Source organism: Flavobacterium sp. FlaQc-30 (assembly GCF_044005885.1).
In the GTDB taxonomy this organism is placed as follows: domain Bacteria; phylum Bacteroidota; class Bacteroidia; order Flavobacteriales; family Flavobacteriaceae; genus Flavobacterium.
On the sequence record NZ_JBIPCO010000007.1, the window covers coordinates 241357 to 263427 of the forward strand.

Genomic DNA, 22071 nt, shown 5'->3' on the forward strand with positions numbered 1-22071 from the left:
TAGAAGAAAAGGTGAATTATTGTATTTGTTTTTTTGTAACGAACTGATATATTGCGCTTTGTGTTTTGTGGGCTTTAGAGTGAGATATAGAAAAGATTTACAAGTCGATTTGTGAGAAATATTGACTTAAACTTTTTTTTCTTGAAGAAAGAAATTGGTTGCATCTTATAATATGGAACATTATTACAAAGTATTGACTCCTATCGGCTTGTGGAATTATCTAAATTTGAGAATCAATTATTTGCACAAAGTCTTCGGCAGATAATTAAAAAGTATTCCCATACAATTTCATTTATAAGTAATCCTTAAATTTTAAACTATGAAAAAAAATGCCTTACGAATATTTTTTGCATGTTTGTTCTGCATAGCTTCTATTGGAGTTGTCAGTGCTCAAACGAAAAAGAAACCAAATATCATTATGGTAATTTCTGATGATACAGGTTGGGGAGATTTAGGAGCTTATGGCGGTGGTGTTGGCCGTGGAATGCCGACTCCAAATTTGGACAGAATGGCTAAGGAAGGCATGCAGTTTTGGTCGTTTTATGGACAGCCAAGTTGTACGCCGGGAAGAGCTGCAATGATTACCGGTAGAATTCCAAACAGAAGCGGTATGACAACTGTTGCTTTTCAGGGTGAAGGAGGTGGACTTCCTGCTGCTGAATGGACATTGGCATCTATTTTGAAAAAGGCAAATTATAAAACTTATTTTTCTGGAAAATGGCATTTGGGTGAAGCAGATTATGCTATGCCAATTGCACATGGTTTTGATAAAATGCAAAATGTGGTTTTGTATCACTTAAATGCTTATACGTATTGTTTCCCTTCATGGAATCCTGATATGGCTCCTGAAATTTCTGATTTCATTAAAAAAGCAACTAAAGGTATTCTTGAAGGAGAAGCAGGAAAACCAGCTCGTGATACAGGACCTGTAACAGAAGAAAACATTGCGGAGTTGGATATGAATATGGTAGATAATAATTTAAAACAGCTTGATGAATATGGAAAATCAAAAGATCCATTTTTTATGTGTATCAATTTTGCCAAAAACCATCAGCCTAATTTACCATCAAAACAATTTAAAGGAAAATCACCAGCGAAAAGCAAATATGGTGATGCCGTTGTAGAAATGGATTATAATGTTGGTCGTATTATGGATAAAATTCGTCAGCTTGGAATTGCAGATAATACCATTGTAATTTATACAGTTGATAACGGAGCATGGCAAGACGTTCATCCTGATTCTGGATATACGCCATTTAGAGGATCAAAAGGAACAGATAGAGAAGGAGGAAGCCGAGTTCCAGCTATTGCTTGGTGGCCTGGTCAAATTGAAGCAGGAAGCCAAAGCCATGATATCGTGGGAGGTTTAGATTTGATGGCAACATTTGCAAGCCTTGCAGGAGTTGAACTGCCTAAAAATGATAGAGAAGGTAAACCAATGGTTTTTGACAGCTACGATATGTCGAATGTTTTATTCAAAAAAGGAAAACCACTTCGTGACAGATGGTTTTATTTTACAGAAAATGAGTTGTCTCCTGGAGCCGCACGTATCGGAAAATGGAAAGCAGTATTTAATACACGCGGAGATAATGGTGCGCAGGCAGGAAGTGATACACCAGGACAACAACTGGGTTGGAGAGGTGATCAAACCTATATTGCAACCGTTCCCGCTGTGTACGATTTATGGCAAGACCCGCAAGAGCGTTATGATCTTTTCATGAACAGTTTTACAGAGAAAACATGGACAATGGTAATTTTTGATCAGGTTGTTCTTGAACTTATGAAAACTTATGCTGCTGTTCCTCCAAGACCACAACAAAGTGGTGCTTATGGCGGACCAATGGAGATTGGCAGATACAGAACCATTGAACAAGCTAAGCAATTACTAAATAGCAAGCAGTTGTCGATGCCGGCTTTGAGTGTTGATCCAAAAAACTAAATAATTCTATCTTACTTTATACCATTTAAGCCCGATTTACGTCGGGCTTTTTTTATGGAATAAAATCAATTGTATTGACAATGTGTAAAAAAGAAAGCCTTAAAAGTTGTGGCTAAAAAGGCTTTTCTCTTCTTCAAAAAATCAATTTAATGGTAGTTTACTTATGTGTTTTTCTTTCTGTCGATAGAAAGACTGGTATACAATCCTATTATTACAAAGATTACACCAAAAAGGGTATACAAAGTAAGCGGTTCATTTACCATAAAATAGGCAATTAAGAATCCAAAAATTGGACATAGAAAAAGCCAATAAGAGGCTTTTATGGGATTAATTTTTAATAAATACAACCAAAACTGAACTGCTCCAATAGAAACAGCAATAGCCAGCCACGAAGTCGAAAACCAGAAATCACTGTTAAAAACATTTTGATCAGATCGATAGGTGATCCATAATACTGGAATCAGAAACACAGCTCCAATAATGGTTTGCCACCCATTTATGGTAAGAATGTGTAATCCGTTCCAGTTTTGTTTAGAATAATAAATAGTTCCTAACGAATAAGCGATCATACTTGCAACCAAAATAAGTATGCCGCCAGGAGTTGCAAAACTGTTTTGTAATAAAGGATATGCCGCTAAAAACACACCAATAAAACAAAGAACCAGACTAAGAATGTTTTTGATTTTAATTTTATGAGATAACCAAATCGCCGAGATCAAAACAATAAAAACAGGATTAGTCGCAACAGCCAAACTCCCTAAACCGGCAGATACTTTTTGCATAGCAACAACATATAAGCCTAAATAAAAAGTAATATTAAACAAACCATAAATACTAATTTGAATCCACTCTTTTTTTTGAGGCAGCCGTTTTGCCATTAAAATATGAGAAATAAAAAGCATAATGCTTCCTGCTATTACAAACCTAAAAATAGAAATCACAAAAGGCTGCGCAGCATGAAGACCTATTTTGGTAGCAGTCGATGCTGATGCCCATAAAAAGGCAAATAATACTCCAGCAAAAATGATTTTAAATTCCTTGATTTTAGCAGTAATCGGAAGCAGTTTTTCTTTAACCATTTTATAAAACTGCCGTTGAGGTTTTAGAAAAATGCAACGTTTCTATATTGGATAAATCACCATTGAATTGAACAAAACTTGCAGGAAAGCCCGTTTTTATTTTTCCAAATTTTTCTCCTAATCCAATTGCATTTGCAACACGTGTTGTTCCCATTTTTACAGCTTCATCTGCAGAAACATTCAAATGATTATATGCATTTTGAACTGCTTCTAACATGGAGATTGTGGCTCCAGCCAAATTACCTTCATCATTTCTATAAAAGCCATTTTCAAGATGAGCATCAAAATTATCCCATTTAAAACTTTCTACTTTTCGTCCTAAAAATGTCGCATCACTGATCAAAAAGAATTTATCTTGTTTAAGTTTATAAGCTAATCTCGCAGCAGCATAATCACAATGCGCTCCATCTAAAATTACCGGTGCATAAACATTTTCATTTTCAAAAACAGCACCAACTAATCCTGGTTCGCGATGACCAAACTGAGTCATTGCATTAAACAAATGTGTTACAAGGTTTATACCTTTCGAAAAATAATGCTGAGCCTCTTTATAACCTATTGTAGAATGTCCTGCCGAAATTGTAATGCCGCTTTCTAAAAGCATATTTAATTGTTCGTCAGTAAAACATTCCGGTGCGATTGTAATTACTTTTATTACATCTTTTCCGTATCTAATAATTTCTTCAAGTTCACTATTTGTTGGTTTACGAACCTGATCGATACTATGCGCCCCGCGTTTCAAAGGATTTAAGAACGGGCCTTCTAAATGCATTCCAATTACACCATTGTTGTGTTTTTGAATGTAATTTCGAGTCGCTTCAATTCCTTTCAGAATCGTTTCATTAGACGATGAAATTAAACAAGGCAAAACATGAGTTGTTCCATATTTTAAACTTGAATCATAAATATCCTGAATCGTTTCTTCAGTAGGAGTTTGGCTGAAATAAAGTTTTTCACCTCCATTTATCTGAATATCTATAAATCCTGCTGCTATATGCTTTCCTTTTAAATCGAGTTGAGGTATATCATTTGGAATCTCCTTTTGAACCGAAAGAATAACTCCATTTTCTATGATAATCACACCGTTATCAATTATTTCCTCACCTGTATGCACAATAGCATTGACAATAGCTTGTTTCATTGTTTTGTTATGTAAATTAAACTACCCAGCAAATTCTAAATCCACATTGAGTTTAAGCCGTTTTTATTTCTTTGATTTTCCTTTTTGAGAAGGTTTTTTATAATTGTCCTTCCCATCTGTAAGCCATTTTAATGAAAAGCTTACAAAAGTATTTTGAGTATAATCGTCTTTTTCAAAAAATACTCCAATATCTCCATTTTCAAGTATTGTAAGAGACGAATAAGCCGATCCGCCGCCATATATAGTTTTTCCCTCTGTCCATGTTTTTCCTTCATCATAACTAATACGAACCGTTAGATTCATTCTATCCTTTTCCATTTTAGCATTCGAAAACAAAATTCTATTCTTATCATAACCATCAGCTTTAGCTGTGTATCGAATAATTTCAGCATTACATCCTGGATCTACCAATTTAGGTTCTGGTTTAGTGCTCCAAGTTTTTCCCTCATCAGTAGAAGTATGCACATATCGCATTCCGCCTTTGTTTACCCTTGCATTAACCATCCAGCTTCCGTCAGCCAATTCAATAATTTTGGATTCGTCTGCAGGTTTTATAGGTGTATCAATAAAGTACCATGTTTTTCCATGATCATCACTTCCAAAAATATATAAGCCGCTCGTTAAATTTACTAAAGTATGCAACAACTTTCCGTTTTTTGTTTGTATTCCGCGTCCAGAAGTTATAAACTTAAAATCCTTATGCCATTCCGGTTTCGCAATTTGGCTCGTAATATCTTGAGCTTTACTCCAAGTTTTACCATTGTCACTGCTTTTTACAACATGCAGATAATAAACATCTTTTTCCTTGTCTAAATCCATAAAATTATAGAACAAAAAGATTTCATTAGTTTGTTTGTCAACAATCATCGAAGGATCTGACGCAGATTGCCCAAAAGGAAAATCGGCTACTTTTTCAATCTCCGACCATGTTTTTCCATTATCAGCGCTTCTGCGAATAACAATATTAATGTCTTTGCTCCATTTTAAATCACCGCAAGAAGGAACACGTTCGTCAATAGCAGCAATTAAATCGCCATTTGGAGCCGTAACTATAGATGGAATTCTAAAGCAAGAAACATCCTTAACCATCGATTTATTAAATAAATCCTGACTAGTGATTACGCCATCTGCGATTTTATAAGTGTCCTTCTGAGCATAAATCATTGCTGCAGAAGTTAATAATAGTAATGTGAAATATTTTTTCATAATTAAAATAAAAATAGATTTTTGAGTTTTCTTTTTCAGAAACGCTCAATAAAATACGAATTTTTGTTGCTAATATATCTAAATTATTGGTTTAAAGTTTCATTTAGAAGCTGCAGACAGTACCATTCTTGGCGTGGTAAATGAAAAGGTCCTTTATAAAGATTTCCTTTTGCAGTTTGTGCAACGCTTCCGTCTCGATGCAGATAACCAAACCATTCTCCGTTTTCTTTATCATGAAACTTACTGTAAGAGTAGTCATGAATCATTTTGTGCCATTTTGCATATTTTTCATTTCCAGTCATAGTGTAGGCGAGAAGTGTGGCAATAATTACTTCATTATGAGGCCACCAAAATTTCATGTCCTGCCAATATTCCTGTACAGGATTTCCGTATACATCAAGAAAATACAAAATTCCTCCATGTTCTTTATCCCAGCCGCGTTCCCACATGTAATCGAGCATTTTACAGCCGAGTTCTATTAAATGAGGATCATTATTTCTATATTTTGCTTCATGCAAGATAAACCAAGCACCTTCAATAGCATGTCCAGGATTCAAAGTTCGTCCGTCAATATGATCAATTATAGAACCATCTGGAGCAACCTGTTCCATTACACATTCAATATCATGCTTAACAAAATCGTTTTCGATTTCAGCAATCCATTTAGTAATCCATTCGTCACATCTAGGATCACCAATAGTTTCTCTTATTTGTTGTGCAGTGTTTATCATAATCATTGGAGAACCAATTCCTTTCGCCGGACGTACAGCAGTATATTTTGATTCTAACAATCCTGGTGTGGTGGCATATTTAATACATTCTCCAAATAAATGACGTGCTTGTTCAGCGACCTTTTCATCACCGCTTGCTTTAGCGTAAGCACTCATGGCAATAACAGCGAAAGTCTCAGAGAAATAATAACGGCGTTTGCGAATAGGACTTCCATCGCGGGTTACATGAAAAAACATTCTTCCATCCGTATCAAAACAATGTTTGTTTATAAAATCGATACCTGATTTTGCGCCGTCCAGCCATTCTTGTTTCGGTTCAATTGTATTATAAAGCGTTGAAAGAAGCCAAGCTGTGCGTCCTTGAAACCAAACCGATTTATCATCATCTATTAATTCACCAGTTTGATTTCGCATTAACAAATAACCGCCATGAACAGTGTCAATAGAGCGAGGAAACCAGAAAGGAATGGTGTTTTTAAGTAATTGCTTCTGATAAAAATCTTTTAAATCTATCAGGTCTGTCGTTGTATAACTCATTTTTTAAGTATTTTTTTATACCTACCAATATCGTTAGGCTTTGATTTACTATATTTTACTTTTTGTATCGTATTTTCAATGTGTAAAAGTTTTATATGTTTTTTGGGAGATGTATTCTAATTTATATTTGAAGAAATTACTTCCGTTTGAAAAGTCGAGCATGGCAGATTTTCCTCATTTACCAAATTGGCTTTCGTATAAGGTTGCCACGCATATAAGACCGTTTTAATCTTTTCGTTTTTCGGAATAGTAATCTCTACTTGATTATTGACTATTTCAGCTTTACATTCCATTCTGTTTCCTTTTTCGGTTACAAATTCAAAACCGATTAATTCCTTTTTATCTGGAGTTTGTAATTGTTTTGCATTTGAAAAAGAAATTAGAATTACATCTCCTTTTTGTATCGCTTTTAAAATAGCTGGACCTTCCGCAATTATGTTTTTGCCATAAGTGTATTTTAAGGAAAGTAGAGCTAGTCTGTCTCCAATTTGTTTTTTCCTTATCGGATGTACATTTGTCGAATCGCCAAAATCCATACTCACCGCCATAGCGCTGTTTGGAATTTCTTTCTGAACTCTGTTTTGCATATCTCTAAATGAGGGCCAAGACGGACGATCTATACTTGATAATTGTACGTAATAAAAGGGCAGGGAAGTTCCCCAAGCTTTTCGCCAGCTTTGAACCATTACAGGCATTAAATGCTCGTATAATTCAATATTGTGTGCATTGCTTTCGCCTTGATACCACAGAAATCCTTTTATGGGAAATTCTGTAAATTGGGCAACTCCTGCCTCATAGTTATAGCTTGGTGCGTATGGATGGCGTTGTTTTGGGTTTACAGCATTTTTTAAATTTTCATCTGCACGTGATCTCACCCAAGGCATTATAAAATCAGATTTTCGCCAATTGGTCAAAACATCTATAACTTTATCATCATGTTCTAAAGTATACCTGTCTATCCAGGATTCGATAGGAGATCCGCCAACTGCAACTTCGATTAAACCTATTGGTACATTTTCTTCTCTGTTAATATTTTGACCAAAATGAAAGGCGATTGCCGAGAAGTTTTTAGCGCTTATAGAATCGCAGACTTTCCATTTTCCTGAAAAGTATTGTAATTGATTGGTTTTTTCTAAAGCAACAGCATCCCAAGCTTTTTCATCTGTTTCTCGAAGAACTTCAAAATTAAAAAGACGTAATGTCGTATTGCTTTGAGCATTTTTAATGACCGAAGTTCCGTTTTCGGCATTTTTCAGTGGAAATGCCATATTCGATTGTCCCGAGCAGAACCAAATATCTCCAATTAAAATATTCTTTAAAACAATGCTTTTCTTTTCTGATGAAATTTTAATTTGATGTGTTCCACCAGATTTCATAGCAGGAAAAATGGCTTTCCATTTTCCATATTCATTGGTGGTTACGATTTCTTTTTGATTGTCAAAAAGTACTTCAACTTTACTGCCTCCATTTGCGTTTCCGTAAATTACAATTGGATGTTCTCGTTGCAGTATCATATTATCGCTGAAAACGGCGCCAAGTTTTAAACCTCCAAAATTCTGAGAGATATTTTCATAAACAGTTTGCGCTAAGATTGCTGCACCTTCTTTTATTGGATGTAAAGCATCTGGAAAAAGATCGGGTCTATTGTATAATTTTTCATGAAGATCAATGAGTTTTACGTCATTTGTGACTGCAATTTGAGAGATATGTTCCTGAATCTGCCAAAACCAATCTCGTGTTCCAGATTTAAAACGATTATGTTCGTTAAAAATAGGAGTCATGCGGCAGATGTATATTTTTACTTTTGGATTTTGTTTTTTTAACGTATCGATAATCCAAGAATAATCAGCATTAAAATCTTCTCTGTAATTCGGCCAGTTTCTAGGATCAGTATCGTTTAAGCCTAAATGAATAATGGCAATATCTGGTTTATAAGCAATAGCTTTGGCACATTCTTCTGTTTTATAATAAGGCTTACTTCCTTTCTTTAAAAGTGTTGCACCGCTGTGTCCAAAATTTAGAACTTCAAATTTATTACCCAGCAAAATTTGGAGCTGCAAAGGATATGATTCTGTTTTTGAATTGGCTAGAAGATATCCAGCGGTAACAGAATCTCCAATACAGGCAACTTTTACGGTGTTTTGCTGTGCATTTATTTTAGTGTGAACGAGCACAAAAATAAACAAGGCGAGCAAGAGTAAATTTCGATTTAGTATTCTCATTTTCTAACTAAATTTTTAAAACTTAATACATTATAAGCTGGGCAGAGCGCAAGGCTCCGCCCTGACTTATAAAACCAAAAGCCAACTAATTAATTTTCAGGATAAATAAATTAAGGGATTGCGTTACGTTTTAGGCATCGGCAAAATCATTTACTTTGGGGCGTAAAAAACTGATTTGAGCGATTAATGCAACCAGAACGACACCGGCCATTAAGGAAAAACCATAACCTAAGCTGCCGGTATCGGCTGATTTACCTAACAATGACGTAACCAATGCACCGCAGGCAACTCCTGTCATATTCAAAACACCATAAGCGGTTGCTCTGTGTTTTGAAGAAACAAACTGACAGATAATAGGCATATTATTGGCATCAAACATGCCGTATCCTATACCAAAACATAAAACTGCACCAACCACGTGCCATAAAGAATGTCCAAAACCAATTAGCATTAATGCAGGAATTGTTAAACTTAAGCCTATCGCACTGGTATAAACTCTTCCTTTTATATTTTTTTGAACCCATTTGTCTGATAATATACCTCCAAATAGAACGCCTAATAAGGATGAAAATGAAATAGTGATGGTTGCTAAAGGTCCTGCTTGATCCATTGAAATACCTAAGTTGTCCGAGAATAGGGTAGGAAGCCAGTTTTTAGTTGCCCAGCCCGGTAAACTTATGATAGCAAAATAAAATAGAATTACCCAAAATGAAATATTGGTAAATAATAACGCCAGACCTTTAAACAATGAATCTTTTTCATGTGTTTTATTAAGCTCAGGATCAGAAACTTTAGTTTCGACTTTTTTCTCACTTAATAAGAAAACTAAAATGAATGAATACACAATACCCACAATCCCAAAATGATGAAAAGTCGTATGCCAAGAAAATTTTGCAGCAATCGTCGCACCAAAACCACCCAATGCCGAACCTACATATAGACCAGTCATATGAATACCAATGGCAAGCGATCTTGTTTTTTGCTGATGGAAATCGGCAATTAAAGATAAACCAGCAGGAATGTATAATGCTTCACTCACGCCCATAAGAGCTCGCAGCCAATAAATTTGATTGTAGGTTGTGGCGTAACCCATTGCATATGTTACAGCAGACCAAACAAACAAACTGCCTATAATAAGCCATTTTCTGTTTAACTTATCAGCAATAATTCCCGAAATTGGACTCATTAAAGCGTAAATCCAAAGAAAAATGGCCATTAAACGTCCAAAGTTTTCACCAGACACCAATTCTGGAATATCATTTTCCATAGATGGTCTCATAGTGGCAAGCATCTGCCTGTCCATGTAGTTTAGTAACGCTACAATCCAAAGTAAGGCGACTACTAACCAAGGATAATATTTAGAGTTTTTCATTTTTTTTGATGTGGTTTTTTTGATTGTGTTTTGGTAGATCTAGCAGGTTTTAAAAACGTATTAGATTTTAATCTTAAAATGATATTATTTGATACTTCCTATCATGACATTCGGCGTGCGTATTCCAGGTTTAATTTCTCCATTCGATAAAACAATTTTATTGTTCCATAACACTGCCGGCGTAGTTACATGCGCAAGAAAGGGAAGTTCTCCAATTTTTGACCATTTATTTGTTTGTGTGTTGTAAAGTAAAATAGCATTGTAAAAACCGTTATGTGTTGTATTTAATATGTTTTTCTCTGTAATAAGTTTTGATTTTTCTTCCTCTGAAGAAGCTTTTGAAATTTGGGATAAATACGTTTCGATTTTATGAAAAGTAGTTCCATTATCTCCGCCGGCAATCAAAATGTATTGATTCCCAAATGCGACACCGGCACCCGCAGAAAAATTCGTTGTGTTTTTACCGTCAGTAATTATGGCTTTACTTTTCCAAGTTTGACTTTTTAAATTAAAAGCCAATGTAGTATTATGTAAATCACTTATTCCTGATGGTGTTTTTGTTCTTCCGCCAATAATATAAATGTTAGTCTCTTTTTCATCTTTCTGAACTATTGCAACTGAATTCGCTAAAGCAAATGGCAATTTAGGAAGTGATTTCCATTCCGGCTCAACAGCATTTAAATCAATACTAAAAACCAAATCAGATGATTTTGCAGCTTCGTCTCCGCCAATCGCATATACTATATTATTTAAACTAGTCAAGGCAATATTGGTAACAGCGATAGGAAAATCGGGTAGTGATTTTAGTTCAATTTCATTTTGTTTGCTGTTCCATTTTAAAAGATATGCTTTTTTAGAAAGTCCTTTTTCATTTTCACCTCCCACATACACAATTCCAAGACTTGTCGATGTACTTCCTGAGTAGGCAATAGGTTCTGGCAATGAAATGGAATTTTTCTTATTCCATTGATATTGATCTTTGTTTTTTTCTAAAACATGAATTTCTTTCGAATAGTGTTTTTTTCCTCCTTCCCAAGGCATTTTATCAGGAAAATTTGCTCCGCCTGCCGTAATAAAAACGTCATTATAAACTCCGTTAATCGGACCTGCAAAACCTAGAGACAGGCTTCCGTCTTCATTTTGTAATTGCGCGGCTTTTTGCCATTCGACGCTTTTTATAGTTGTTTTTTGCGCTGAACTTATTGTTGTCGACATCATAAAAAAGGTAAAAATTAAAGAAGAAAATACAGTATTCATAAAGGCTTGTTTTAGAAAAACGAACTTAATTATTTTGATTTAAATACATCAAAATTTAAACCTTCAACATCTTTTTTGAATAACTCAAATTGTGCTGCGCTCATATTTTTAACCGGTAATCTAAATTCGCCTAAATCATGTCCAACCAATTTCATATACGCTTTTCCAACAGAAATTCCGCCGTATTTCCCTAAGAAACGAATCATGTCAATAGATTTTTGCTGCAGTTTGCGAGCTTTAACCAAATCGTTTGCATTAAAAGCGTCGATTAAATCATAGTACAATGGAGCAGCGTAGTTAAAAGTACTTCCTACAGCACCTTTTGCACCTAAAACCAATGCTGAAAGCATGTTTTCGTCACGTCCCCAAAGCATATCAAACTTACCATCAGCATAACTCATGCAGCTTTGAAAATCCATGAAATCTTCATGTGTATATTTCACGCCTGCAAAGTTTGGCAGTTTTCCGTCTAACGCTCTAACTAAATCATACATTGCAATATTTACTCCTGTTAATACTGGAATATGATAATAGTACAAAGGCATATTTGGAACGCTTTCTCCGACTTTAATACAAATTTCTGCCAGTGTATCAACGTTTGATGGTTTGAAATAAAACGGTGCAGTTATAGAAACGGCATATAAACCAATTTCATAAGAGTGTTTTGCTAATTCGATGCAGTCAGTAAGCGAAGTTCCGCCAAGAAAAACCATTACTTTAAAATCGGCATCGTGATTCGAGCAATCAGCCCAAGCCTGTGCAACAGCTTTCTTTTCTTCAAGCGAAATAGAAACACCTTCTCCAGTTGAACCAATTATGAATGCACCAGTAACTCCGTTTCTTTTTAAAAAAGCGTAATAAGGAGGAATCAAGCTTAAATCTAATTTTCCGCTGCTGTCGAATGGAGTAAAAGGTGCAGCAATAAGACCTTGTAAATGTTCAATTTTCATGATTGTATTTTTTATTATTGATGTATTTTGTTTGAATCAGACTGAGATTTTTTGTGATTCTCAGCCTGATTTTAAACTTGTATTTTAAAATGTTATTTACTTAGCGGGTTTTGAACAATTTTTGGATTGAAATTAATGGTATTCTGAGAGATTGGGAACAAAACTTCTTTACCAGCTGTCATAGATGGAACTAAGCTTGTTTTGTTAAAACGAACCAAATCCCACCATGATTTACCTTCAAAAGCCAATTCTTTTAAACGTTCTTTTAAAATTAAATCATCATTTGCAGTTTGAGAACCGTTTGTGAAAGATGCCGTTGCATCAGCTCTTTTCATAACCAAATTCATTTCTGCTGATGGATCTTGACCTAAAGCGTTTTTAATTTCAGCTTTCATTAATAAAACATCAGCCCAACGATATATAATAATATCACTTACAAATCGTCTAATTGTACCGTCAACCGTTCCATTATATTTAACCATTCCTGTAACAACAGGAGTTGTACCATTGTATAAAGTTAAATATGTTGCTGCTTTTCTGGTATCTGAAGCAGCAAAGTTGAATCTTGTAATATCAGGTTGAACTCTCGAGATTCCGGCATTACCAGCTCCAGTTCCTAAAGTTCCAAAAACGGCAGTTGCCTGCGCTGCTGTTAATGGAGCAAAATCACTTGGGCCAACAAACATAAATTGATTCCAGTTGTCTGACAATGAAGATGGTAAATCTGCTAGGGAATAACGAACTGCAAAAAGCACTTCGGCATTTCCTTTTTTATCATACGCAAAAACATCTTTAAAGTTAGGCAATAAAGTTGGAGTTCCTGGTATTGCATTCACAGCGGCTAAAGCTGTGTTTAAATCTGCCGTTCCTCCTCCCAATTGTTTAGCTGTCCACAAATAAACATCGGCTTTTAAGGCTTGAACTGATGCCATTGCTAATTGCGTTGTGTTAATTGCTGTATCAGGAAAATTGGCAATTGCTTTGTCTAAATCCGATTTTATAAATGCAAATGTTTCTTGGATTGTGTTACGCGGAATTATGTATTGCGATTGATTTGTGTTTTCTGTTGGTTCCGTAACAATTGGAACACCGCCCCACGAACGCGCCATGATAAAGTAGCATAAAGCACGCATTGTATATGCTTGTGCAATGTATCTTTTTTGCTCTTTTACTGTATTTGGACTAAATGGAATTTGCGGGACATACTTTAAAATCAAATTCGCCTGATGTATTGTAGTGTACAATCCAGCCCAATCAACATCGATGTTTTGCGGTGTAAGATTGTTATTGTAATAATTTGCTAATGTTAATGGAGATTGAACTCCTCCAGTTATTTCGGCACTTCTTGCACCTCCAAGAAGATAATAATTTTGTTGTGTTTGGATTCTGAAGTTAACATACATGCCGTTTACACCAGCTTTTGCGTCGTCTTCTGTTTTCCAAAAACTATCAGAGGTAATTACACTATCAGATGTTAGTTCTAGTTCGTCCTGACAAGAGGTGAATAGAGAGAAACCAGCAAATAGTATTGTATATAAAAGAAATTTCTTTTTCATGATTTTAGTATTAAAAATTTACAAACCGATATTTAAACCAAGTATAATGTTTCTAGGCACTGGATAAGTACCAGTAGATCCAGCAGCGTTTAATCCTAAACTAGATCCTCCGTCGATACCTTGCACTTCAGGGCTTAATCCTTTGTATTTAGTAAAGTAGTATAAATTGCTTCCGGTTACGTACAAACGAAATGATGTTAATCTTGCTTTTTCGACTAACGATTTTGGAAAGTTGTAACTGAATGTGATTTCTCTAATACATAAGTAATCTCCGCTTTCGTAGTAACGGCTGTTACCTTGAAACATATTTGTGTTGTAAGCTGCACCGCTTGCTTCTGATCTAAATAAGTTATTTTGATTAGTTTGATCTGCCCAACGGTAACGAGGAACATCTGTAATATCACCTTCTTTTTGCCAAGCTTGTGCACTTTCGGCTAATAAACCATAGTTTCCTTGAAACTGACCTAAGAAACGTGCTCTTGCTTCGTTGTAAATTGTAGCTCCTAACGAGTAATCTGTTCTAACTGTTAAAGAGAATCCTTTGTAAGCAGCATCAAAATTAAATCCTCCTACAAATGTTGGGAACATATTACCCATGTATTGTCTGTCTCGGCTGTCGATTATGCCATTATTATCAGTGTCTTCAAATACGGCATCTCCAGCGAATTTTTTACCAGTTGGGTTACCGCCGTTTGCAGCAGTTTTTGTTACATATGTATCTTGAACTTTTAAGTTGTAAGCATCGGCTTCAGCTTGAGTTGAAAGAATATATAATTGTTTGTGTGCATAGAAATCTCCAATTTTTTGGCCTTCCTGTAATCCGCCTACATATTTGTAAGTACCGCTTTTTACATCGTAAATTTCTGTTCCGCCAATTCTGTTATTTGTGTTTCCATTAAATGGAAGCTTTTCAACCGTGTTTGTATTGTGCGAAACGTTTGCTCCAACATTAATTTTCCAATCGTTTTGATTGTAAAGATTTGCTTGTACTTCAAGCTCAAAACCTTTACTTCTTAATCCTCCTAAATTAGTTAAAACGGTAGAGAAACCACTATTTGAAGGTAAAGTCAAATTCGTTAATAAATCTGAAGTTAACTTGTTGTAGAAATCTCCAATAATTCTAATCTTATCGTTATTAAAACCTACATCAAAACCACCATTTATTGTTTCAGATTGTTCCCATTTTAAACCTGGATTTGCAATTTGAGAATTAATAATTGCCGATTGTCCGTTGTAACTGTTGGCTATCCCATTTGTAGAACCAGCATATAATCCGCCAGCCTGAAAATCACCTAAAGTTCCTAAGTTACCATTTACACCATAACTCCCGCGAAGTTTAAGAGATGAAAAGAATTTAGGCATAACTTTAGTCCAAAACTTTTCTTCCTGCATATTCCATCCAGCAGAGATTCCTGGAAAAAATCCATACCTATTGTCTGGTCCTAAACTTGATGAACCATCATAACGGAAAGAAGCTGTAGCAAAATATCTGTTTTTATAATCGTAATTTAAACGTCCAAATACACTGTTTAAAACTAATTTAGTATTGTTGCTGTAAACTGAAACCGGAACTGGAGAAGAATCTAAAGTTTGTGCTAAGTCAGAAGGGCTTCCTTTTCCTGAAGCATTAAAAGCTTTAATTGTTCGATCGTATTTTGAAGCTCCCAATTTGGCATCAAAATCACCAATCGCATCCCATCCTTTTTTATAAGCAAAAACGCCTTCGTATTGTACTTGATAAATTTGATTGCTTAATCGAGTTGCTGTACGTGTATTGTCTACCAATCCGCTGCTTCCGCTTAAAAAAGCCTGTTGAAAAGTATTGTCGTTTTCGTTTTCGCTGTAAAGAGACATAGAAGGAGTGAAGGTAAAGTCTGTTGCCAGTTTTAATTCACCATCTACACTCATTTGCAGTTTATTGTTTTCGTTGATTCCTTTTACTTTACCCATTTGATACAATGGATTTCCATTGATGTTGTTTTGCCCCGGAGCCAGTGAACCATCTTCTAAATACATTTTTGTTGTAGGCGAGTTTCCTAAATATCTGTTGAAAACAACACTATTAGCAACAACTTGATTATTGCTCGATTTAGAAAATAACACACGTCCGTTTAAAGTAAAATTATCAGCAACTTTTAATGATGCATTCAATTTACTTGTAAATCTTTGATAACCTGTAAAAATGGTAATTCCATCGCCTTTTAAATAACCAAGACTCAAATCAAAAACACCAGTATCAGTACCTCCGCTGAAACCAAGATTATGATTTTGCGTTACAGCACTTTGAAATAAAACATCGTTCCAATCCGTACTTTTGTAGATAATAGTATTACTTGGATTTAATGGATCTGCGATTTCCTGCCAGCCTTTTGCCTGTAATTGACTAACGGTATCTGCTGATAAATTAGACTTTAGTAATGTTGCAAAAGGAGTATTATTCTGCAAATTATTTCCTGTTCCTGCAGGCGTAGCACCAGTTAATTGTCCTAATCGTGCAATACCTGTAGTTGTCGAAAGTCCAGCAAGTTCTGCGGCATTATACAAACCTTGACGTTGAAATTTAATATAATCTCCGCCATCCATAAAGTCGTATTTTTTTGCAATATGGCTGATTTGTGTAGAGGCATTATAAGTAACTTTTAGTTTACCCGCTTTTCCTGTTGTAGTAGTAATGATAATTACACCATTTGAAGCTCTTGCACCATAAATAGAGGTAGCAGCGGCATCTTTTAAAACTTGAAGCGAAGCAATATCTGCTGAATTTATATCGTCAATCTGCGTACGAATTACACCATCAACAATATACAAAGGTGTTGCTCCAGAAGGGTTGTCGATAGATGTACCTCCTCGGACTATCACATTGGATGCTTTTCCAGGTTGACCAGATGAAGTTTTAACCACCAAACCAGTTACACTTCCTTGTAAAGACTGGGTTACGTTTGAATAAGGTACATTTTCTAAAACCTTTTTGTCTAGTTTAGAAACGGCAGTACTCAAAGTTCTTCTGTTCTGAGAACCATATCCTACTACAATTACCTCATTCATCTGCTGTCCAATTTCTTTCAAAACAATGTTAAGAGAACCTCCTGTTATTGTTACTTCCTGATCTTGTAAACCTATATAGGTAACGATTAAGGTTGTAGCATTATCTGGAACTTCAAAAGCAAAGTTTCCGTCAAAATCGGTTTGTGTACTTACATTAGTTCCTTTAGCAACGATATTTACACCCGGCAGTGATTCTCCTTTTTCATTGGTCACTTTTCCGGTTACTTTCTTTTGAATAGTGCTGTTCTTTTTTACATTTTTATCTGTAAAAACAATACTTCTTTCCGTTTTTGCAGCAGCTAACTGCATAGTAAAAACTAAAAGTAACGTCGACGTTAATTTAATAACTTTTACGTGTTTAGGAGTAAACCTACAATTTTTAGGTTTACTTTTAGGCAATAATTTCATACTTTTGTAATGGTTTGGTTAATAATAACTTTGTTAAAGGTCTATATGTTTATTCTCCAATCATTGTTCCTTAACGGAACTGGCCAGCTATGTTTCCAGCATTAGCTGGCTTTTTTATGATTAGAAAATAAATGGGGTATGCAATTGGTTCTAATGATAATTCTCTATGATCTTTAATTCTATTGTTACTGTATAAAAATTTGTATTCTCCTTTTTCTCCTTCCTGTATTTGTTTTTTAATGAGGATTTAATCAGCCTCATATTCAATGATGTATTAATGTTGAATGCTTCATAACAATAAAATCAATATTCATTTTTTTTAGTTATTATAGATTGATTAAATTTTAACAGCTTAATCAAGGTTATGATAACTTTATGAATAAATTATTTTATTATTACGAAGTAAAGATATAAAATATTTTAATATAATAACTTTAGTTATTAAAATATTTTAATAATTAAGAAAGAAAACTAAAAATTAGTTGTTGATTAGAGGGAATAACATCTTTTCTTTTATAACGCAGCATGCACCTATAACGCCTGCACGACGGCCTAAAGTAGACTTTTTAAGCTTCATATCTCGGTTAACTAAACCTAATGAATATTTTTTTAATGCAGATTGAATTGGCAGTAAGGAATAGTCGCCTAACTGTGCGAAATCTCCTCCAATCACCAATAAATCAGGATTGAAGATGTTGAGTAGAATAGACAAATAACGTCCCATTTTTTCGCTTTGCTGTGTCACAAGGTCGACACAAAGAGTATCTTCTAGATTTACCGCTCCTTTTATTATAGTATGATGCTGCAGTTCTGATGAAGAATCGTCAAGAAGAACCTTAGATTGTTTGCCGTCTTTTATTGCTTCTTTAAATTGGTTTACAAGTGACCAGCCTGATATTTCGGTTTCTAAACAACCTAATTTTCCGCATTTGCACATGATTTCATTATTAAAAATAGTACTATGCCCAAACTCTCCAGAATAGCCCGATTTACCATAATAAAGTTTTCCATCTGTTATCATCCCAATAGCAACTCCCCAGCTGTAGTTTACAAAAATTATATTTTGCTCATCGTCGACAACACCCTCACAATATTCACCAAACGCCATTGCTCGAGTATCATTTTCTAAATGAACAGGAAGATCTAATTGTTCAGAGATTATTTCGGTTAAAGGTCTGTTTTCGCTAAAGAAATAATTATAGCTAAAACCTTCCATTGAATTAATTCGCCCAGAAAAGTTGATGCAGACTCCTACAATCAATTTTTTCTCAACAGAGCTGTCTTCTATAAAAGAGTTGATTAAGTTGCAGAAGTTTAATAAAGATTCTTGAGTATTTTCTAATGCAAATGAAGTTCCAAGTTCTATGCTTACTAATTCATTTTTAATGTTTTGAAGTCCTATAGACATACTTGTTAATCCTACTTCAACCCCAAGAAAATAAGCACAAGTTGGGTTAATACTGAACAAAGAAGGTCTTCTTCCTCCGCTGTTTGTAATTTTGCCCATATCAACAACATAACCTTCAGCCAGTAGTTCGTTAACAGCTTTAGTCACCGTTGGAACGCTCGATTGTATTTCAGCACTTAATTCGGCAATGGTTGCATTTCCGCCAGTAAGCAAACGTTTAGTGATAAATTGTCTTAACATATGCCACTTTTGTTCTGACAGACTTTTGTCTTTACTATTGTCTAATAAATCTTTTAAACTCATTGCTTTGTGTTTTATGGGTTGACACAAATTTAATTTATTTTTTAAATTAGAATTAAAAAATGGCAGACAATATTAAATTTATTTAAAATAGCGTGTAGGGATCTTAAATTTCTGTCTTTTTTAATAAAAGATGAAGAACCCATAAAATGATGTTTTCAAACTGTCAATTAATTCGTAAATTTATAGAATGTGGTGTTATGGTGGCTGTTTCTGAATTTTGTTTCTAATAAATAAAAAGTATCAGCTGCAAAAAGAAGCTAATAAAAATGAAAACTATAATTATAAAAAGGGTTTATGATAATAAAACAAGTGATGGAACGTACCGAATCCTTGTTGATCGATTATGGCCGCGCGGACTTAGTAAAACAGATTTAAGTTTTGATGAATGGGATAAAGAAATTACACCATCGACAGAACTACGTAAGTGGTTTGCTCATGAAGAGGAACGTTACGCCGAATTTACTAAACGTTACATTCAAGAATTGAGTTTAAAAAGTGAAGAAACAACACGTTTAAGAAATATGGCAGAAAAGAAATCTTTGACATTATTATATGCCGCAAAAGATCCTATAATAAATCATGCAGTAATTCTGAGAGATTTTTTGCTCAACAATAAATAACCTGAGTTTTGATTACAAATAGAAAGAGTATTTGCTTTACTGTTATACACAATGGTACAATTCATAAAATTGAAACTTATGTACACGAATATCCAAATTTGATGTTTTTGCTTCGAGATAAGCTTTTTTTAGATGATTTTGGCGAATGCGGCGGCGTTGGCAGATGTGCCACTTGCATTATCAAGTTGAATGATATTAAAGAAAATGCGTTAAAAAAAGATCGAAACGAACCAACAACATTATCTAAACTTGGATATACGGCTGAGAATATTCGGCTTTCCTGTCAATTATACATCACAACTGATTTAGAAGATTCGAAGATTGAGATTCTGGAATTGTAGTTTGTAAAAGTTAGTTAGCAGAATTTAAAATTCTTTGTTTTACATGATCCATGTACGATCTGCCAATTACATATCTTAAGCCTTCAATTTCTACGCTGTTTCCTTCAACTGCGTCGATTTTATCAATGGCAACAGTATACGATCTATGAATTCTTAAAAAATTTCTTTCCGGTAGTAAATCTGTAAAGTCAGACAGGGTACTGTGTATAATGTATTTGCCTGTTAAGGTGCTTATTTTTAAATAATCTTTCAAGCTTTCGATAACCAAAATCTCATTCAGGAAAATCTTCTTCATTCTTTTCTTATCTATTTTGATAAAAATAAAAGGATTTTCGGCAGAATTTTCAGGAGTAGGATTGGATTTATTTTCCAGTCTTTTACTGATTTTGTTCAAGGCTTTCATTAACCTTGGAAACTCGATAGGTTTTACTAAGAAATCCAAAACATCAAGTTCGTAAGTTTCTATTGCAAATTGACTGTACGCACTAGTAATAATAAGTAAAGGCGGATCTTCGAGGCTTTTTATAAAATTAATACCATCAAGAACCGGCATATTAATATCTAGAAAAATGACATCAACTTTATTGTTTTTTACAAAATTTAAACCTTCTATTGGATTACTAAAAGTATTTGCAACCTCAAAATTTTCAAGTGGCTCTAAATAATTTTTAATAACATTAATAGCCAATGGCTCGTCATCTATAATCAAACAATTTATTTTCATTTCTCTATTATTACTTTTTAAGCAAAATAATCCAGCGTATAAATTTAATATAAGAAAAGTCGTCTTAAGTGACTTTAATTACAAGCTTTACGACAAAAATATTCTTTTTCTTTTTAAATGAAAGGTTATACTCGTTTTTATTATAACCTAGTTCTAACCTTTTTTTTACATTCTCGATACCTATACCGCTTGATACATTAAAATTGTCTTCAAGATCAGTAGTTTCAGGCTGTGGGTTCGAAACTGAAAAATGCAGAAAATTGCCTTTTACCTTAAATTTAATATCAATTACAACTTTTCCAGTGTTTTTGTTTACACCATGTTTAAAAGCATTTTCGATAAAAGTCAATAATATAATAGGAGCAATCTCTTTGTCGTGAATATCTCCCGAAACAGACATATTTATAATCAATCGATCATCGTTCCTAATTCGCTCCAGATCAAGATAATTCTGAATACATAATATTTCATTTTCCAGCGATTGTCTGGTATTTTTTGTGTCATACAGCATATAGCGCATTAACTCTGAAAGCTTAAGTACAATTTTTGGTGCTTTGTTTGATTTTTCGACAGACAGCGAATAAATATTATTAAGTGTATTAAAGAGAAAATGCGGAGATATTTGAGATTTCAAGAACAATAATTCTGTTTCTAATTGCGATTTTTCAAGATCAGTTACGCGTTTTTGCTCTTTCATAAAATCTAATGTAATCTTAATAGCCGTAACAAAAGTGATTACATACAATTCGCCAATCATCATATCAATTGTGTAATTGAGTGAAAGTTTGTCGATAGTTTCTGGTCCTTCCGGCCAAACATCATGATTTATCAATAAATACGTAAGATTGAATTTTATAATAACCATTATAAATATCGAAGACAAAACCGCAAGTATATATAAAAGGTATTTTTTTCGATAAACCAAATGAGGCATAAAGACTAGAATATTCAAGTAACACAAGGTCATGTGGATAGGAAAGCCCAGTAAATTAGTCTTGAAAGAGTAGCCGTAATCATTAAAATAAATCCCCCAGCGAAAAGTATTAAACAAGAAATAAGTAAGCCAAAAAAGGATATGATATTGTAATGGTATTCGATATAATTTGCTCGTGCTGAAATTCATAATTCAAAGTATGTTTTGAGACCTTTTTTGATGTTTGTCTTTGTTTAGATGTCGTTTGTCTAAAATAATTTAAGTAAAATTCAATTTTGCATAAATTTAAAGTTAAATT

The 22071-nt window shown here is 34.2% G+C and carries 16 protein-coding genes; 3 read left to right on the plus strand and 13 right to left on the minus strand.

Annotated features, from left to right (window positions below; translation table 11 throughout):
- The first annotated feature begins 319 nt into the window (after nucleotides 1-319).
- Nucleotides 320-1939, plus strand: coding sequence for an arylsulfatase (locus ACHRV0_RS16530; RefSeq protein WP_395441646.1), 1620 nt, complete (start codon nucleotides 320-322; stop codon nucleotides 1937-1939).
- 161 nt (nucleotides 1940-2100) lie between these two features.
- On the opposite strand, the gene ACHRV0_RS16535 is transcribed toward ACHRV0_RS16530, so the two are convergent.
- The 11 genes from ACHRV0_RS16535 to ACHRV0_RS16585 form a co-directional block, all read right to left on the minus strand.
- The gene (locus ACHRV0_RS16535; RefSeq protein ID WP_395441647.1) at nucleotides 2101-3018 is read right to left on the minus strand and encodes a DMT family transporter; all 918 of its coding nucleotides are present in this window, start codon (nucleotides 3016-3018) and stop codon (nucleotides 2101-2103) included.
- 1 nt (nucleotide 3019) lies between these two features.
- Complete coding sequence (gene nagA, locus ACHRV0_RS16540; RefSeq protein ID WP_395441649.1) at nucleotides 3020-4159, minus strand: N-acetylglucosamine-6-phosphate deacetylase; 1140 nt, start codon at nucleotides 4157-4159, stop codon at nucleotides 3020-3022.
- Nucleotides 4160-4222: 63 nt separating this feature from the next.
- Entirely contained in the window at nucleotides 4223-5365 is a 1143-nt protein-coding gene (locus ACHRV0_RS16545) for an exo-alpha-sialidase (protein ID WP_395441650.1), read from the minus strand.
- A gap of 83 nt (nucleotides 5366-5448) precedes the next feature.
- Nucleotides 5449-6633, minus strand: a complete 1185-nt coding sequence (locus ACHRV0_RS16550) for an AGE family epimerase/isomerase (RefSeq protein WP_395441651.1) — start codon at nucleotides 6631-6633, stop codon at nucleotides 5449-5451.
- Between the two features lie 116 nt (nucleotides 6634-6749).
- Nucleotides 6750-8855 (minus strand): GDSL-type esterase/lipase family protein, encoded by a 2106-nt coding sequence (locus ACHRV0_RS16555; RefSeq protein WP_395441652.1) that lies wholly within the window; start codon nucleotides 8853-8855, stop codon nucleotides 6750-6752.
- A 130-nt stretch (nucleotides 8856-8985) separates the two neighbouring features.
- On the minus strand, nucleotides 8986-10227 hold the full coding sequence (locus ACHRV0_RS16560) for an MFS transporter (RefSeq protein WP_129022869.1): 1242 nt from the start codon (nucleotides 10225-10227) through the stop codon (nucleotides 8986-8988).
- An 84-nt stretch (nucleotides 10228-10311) separates the two neighbouring features.
- Nucleotides 10312-11484 (minus strand): galactose oxidase, encoded by a 1173-nt coding sequence (locus tag ACHRV0_RS16565; RefSeq protein WP_395441653.1) that lies wholly within the window; start codon nucleotides 11482-11484, stop codon nucleotides 10312-10314.
- A 29-nt stretch (nucleotides 11485-11513) separates the two neighbouring features.
- Nucleotides 11514-12434: a dihydrodipicolinate synthase family protein gene (locus tag ACHRV0_RS16570; protein ID WP_395441654.1), complete on the minus strand. Its 921-nt coding sequence runs from the start codon at nucleotides 12432-12434 to the stop codon at nucleotides 11514-11516.
- Nucleotides 12435-12526: 92 nt separating this feature from the next.
- Nucleotides 12527-13990, minus strand: a complete 1464-nt coding sequence (locus tag ACHRV0_RS16575) for a RagB/SusD family nutrient uptake outer membrane protein (protein ID WP_395441655.1) — start codon at nucleotides 13988-13990, stop codon at nucleotides 12527-12529.
- A gap of 18 nt (nucleotides 13991-14008) precedes the next feature.
- A complete protein-coding gene (locus ACHRV0_RS16580) occupies nucleotides 14009-17443 on the minus strand; it encodes a SusC/RagA family TonB-linked outer membrane protein (protein ID WP_395441656.1) in 3435 nt (1144 codons plus the stop codon).
- A 478-nt stretch (nucleotides 17444-17921) separates the two neighbouring features.
- Nucleotides 17922-19154 (minus strand): ROK family protein, encoded by a 1233-nt coding sequence (locus tag ACHRV0_RS16585; protein ID WP_395441657.1) that lies wholly within the window; start codon nucleotides 19152-19154, stop codon nucleotides 17922-17924.
- A 266-nt stretch (nucleotides 19155-19420) separates the two neighbouring features.
- Here ACHRV0_RS16585 and ACHRV0_RS16590 point away from each other — a divergent pair, with 266 nt between their 5' ends.
- A complete protein-coding gene (locus ACHRV0_RS16590; RefSeq protein WP_395441658.1) occupies nucleotides 19421-19774 on the plus strand; it encodes a DUF488 domain-containing protein in 354 nt (117 codons plus the stop codon).
- Between the two features lie 8 nt (nucleotides 19775-19782).
- A complete protein-coding gene (locus tag ACHRV0_RS16595; RefSeq protein WP_395441659.1) occupies nucleotides 19783-20115 on the plus strand; it encodes a hypothetical protein in 333 nt (110 codons plus the stop codon).
- A 10-nt stretch (nucleotides 20116-20125) separates the two neighbouring features.
- On the opposite strand, the gene ACHRV0_RS16600 is transcribed toward ACHRV0_RS16595, so the two are convergent.
- Complete coding sequence (locus ACHRV0_RS16600; protein WP_395441660.1) at nucleotides 20126-20839, minus strand: LytR/AlgR family response regulator transcription factor; 714 nt, start codon at nucleotides 20837-20839, stop codon at nucleotides 20126-20128.
- 64 nt (nucleotides 20840-20903) lie between these two features.
- Nucleotides 20904-21962, minus strand: coding sequence for a sensor histidine kinase (locus ACHRV0_RS16605; RefSeq protein ID WP_395441661.1), 1059 nt, complete (start codon nucleotides 21960-21962; stop codon nucleotides 20904-20906).
- Between the last annotated feature and the right edge of the window lie 109 nt (nucleotides 21963-22071).

Excerpts from the sequence above, each read along its gene's own strand:
- ACHRV0_RS16530 (WP_395441646.1), top strand. The coding sequence starts at position 320 with ATGAAAAAAAATGCCTTACGAATATTTTTTGCATGTTTGTTCTGCATA.
- ACHRV0_RS16535 (WP_395441647.1), bottom strand. The coding sequence starts at position 3,018 with ATGGTTAAAGAAAAACTGCTTCCGATTACTGCTAAAATCAAGGAATTT.
- nagA (WP_395441649.1), bottom strand. The coding sequence starts at position 4,159 with ATGAAACAAGCTATTGTCAATGCTATTGTGCATACAGGTGAGGAAATA.
- ACHRV0_RS16545 (WP_395441650.1), bottom strand. The coding sequence starts at position 5,365 with ATGAAAAAATATTTCACATTACTATTATTAACTTCTGCAGCAATGATT.
- ACHRV0_RS16550 (WP_395441651.1), bottom strand. The coding sequence starts at position 6,633 with ATGAGTTATACAACGACAGACCTGATAGATTTAAAAGATTTTTATCAG.
- ACHRV0_RS16555 (WP_395441652.1), bottom strand. The coding sequence starts at position 8,855 with ATGAGAATACTAAATCGAAATTTACTCTTGCTCGCCTTGTTTATTTTT.
- ACHRV0_RS16560 (WP_129022869.1), bottom strand. The coding sequence starts at position 10,227 with ATGAAAAACTCTAAATATTATCCTTGGTTAGTAGTCGCCTTACTTTGG.
- ACHRV0_RS16565 (WP_395441653.1), bottom strand. The coding sequence starts at position 11,484 with ATGAATACTGTATTTTCTTCTTTAATTTTTACCTTTTTTATGATGTCG.
- ACHRV0_RS16570 (WP_395441654.1), bottom strand. The coding sequence starts at position 12,434 with ATGAAAATTGAACATTTACAAGGTCTTATTGCTGCACCTTTTACTCCA.
- ACHRV0_RS16575 (WP_395441655.1), bottom strand. The coding sequence starts at position 13,990 with ATGAAAAAGAAATTTCTTTTATATACAATACTATTTGCTGGTTTCTCT.
- ACHRV0_RS16580 (WP_395441656.1), bottom strand. The coding sequence starts at position 17,443 with ATGAAATTATTGCCTAAAAGTAAACCTAAAAATTGTAGGTTTACTCCT.
- ACHRV0_RS16585 (WP_395441657.1), bottom strand. The coding sequence starts at position 19,154 with ATGAGTTTAAAAGATTTATTAGACAATAGTAAAGACAAAAGTCTGTCA.
- ACHRV0_RS16590 (WP_395441658.1), top strand. The coding sequence starts at position 19,421 with ATGAAAACTATAATTATAAAAAGGGTTTATGATAATAAAACAAGTGAT.
- ACHRV0_RS16600 (WP_395441660.1), bottom strand. The coding sequence starts at position 20,839 with ATGAAAATAAATTGTTTGATTATAGATGACGAGCCATTGGCTATTAAT.
- ACHRV0_RS16605 (WP_395441661.1), bottom strand. The coding sequence starts at position 21,962 with ATGAATTTCAGCACGAGCAAATTATATCGAATACCATTACAATATCAT.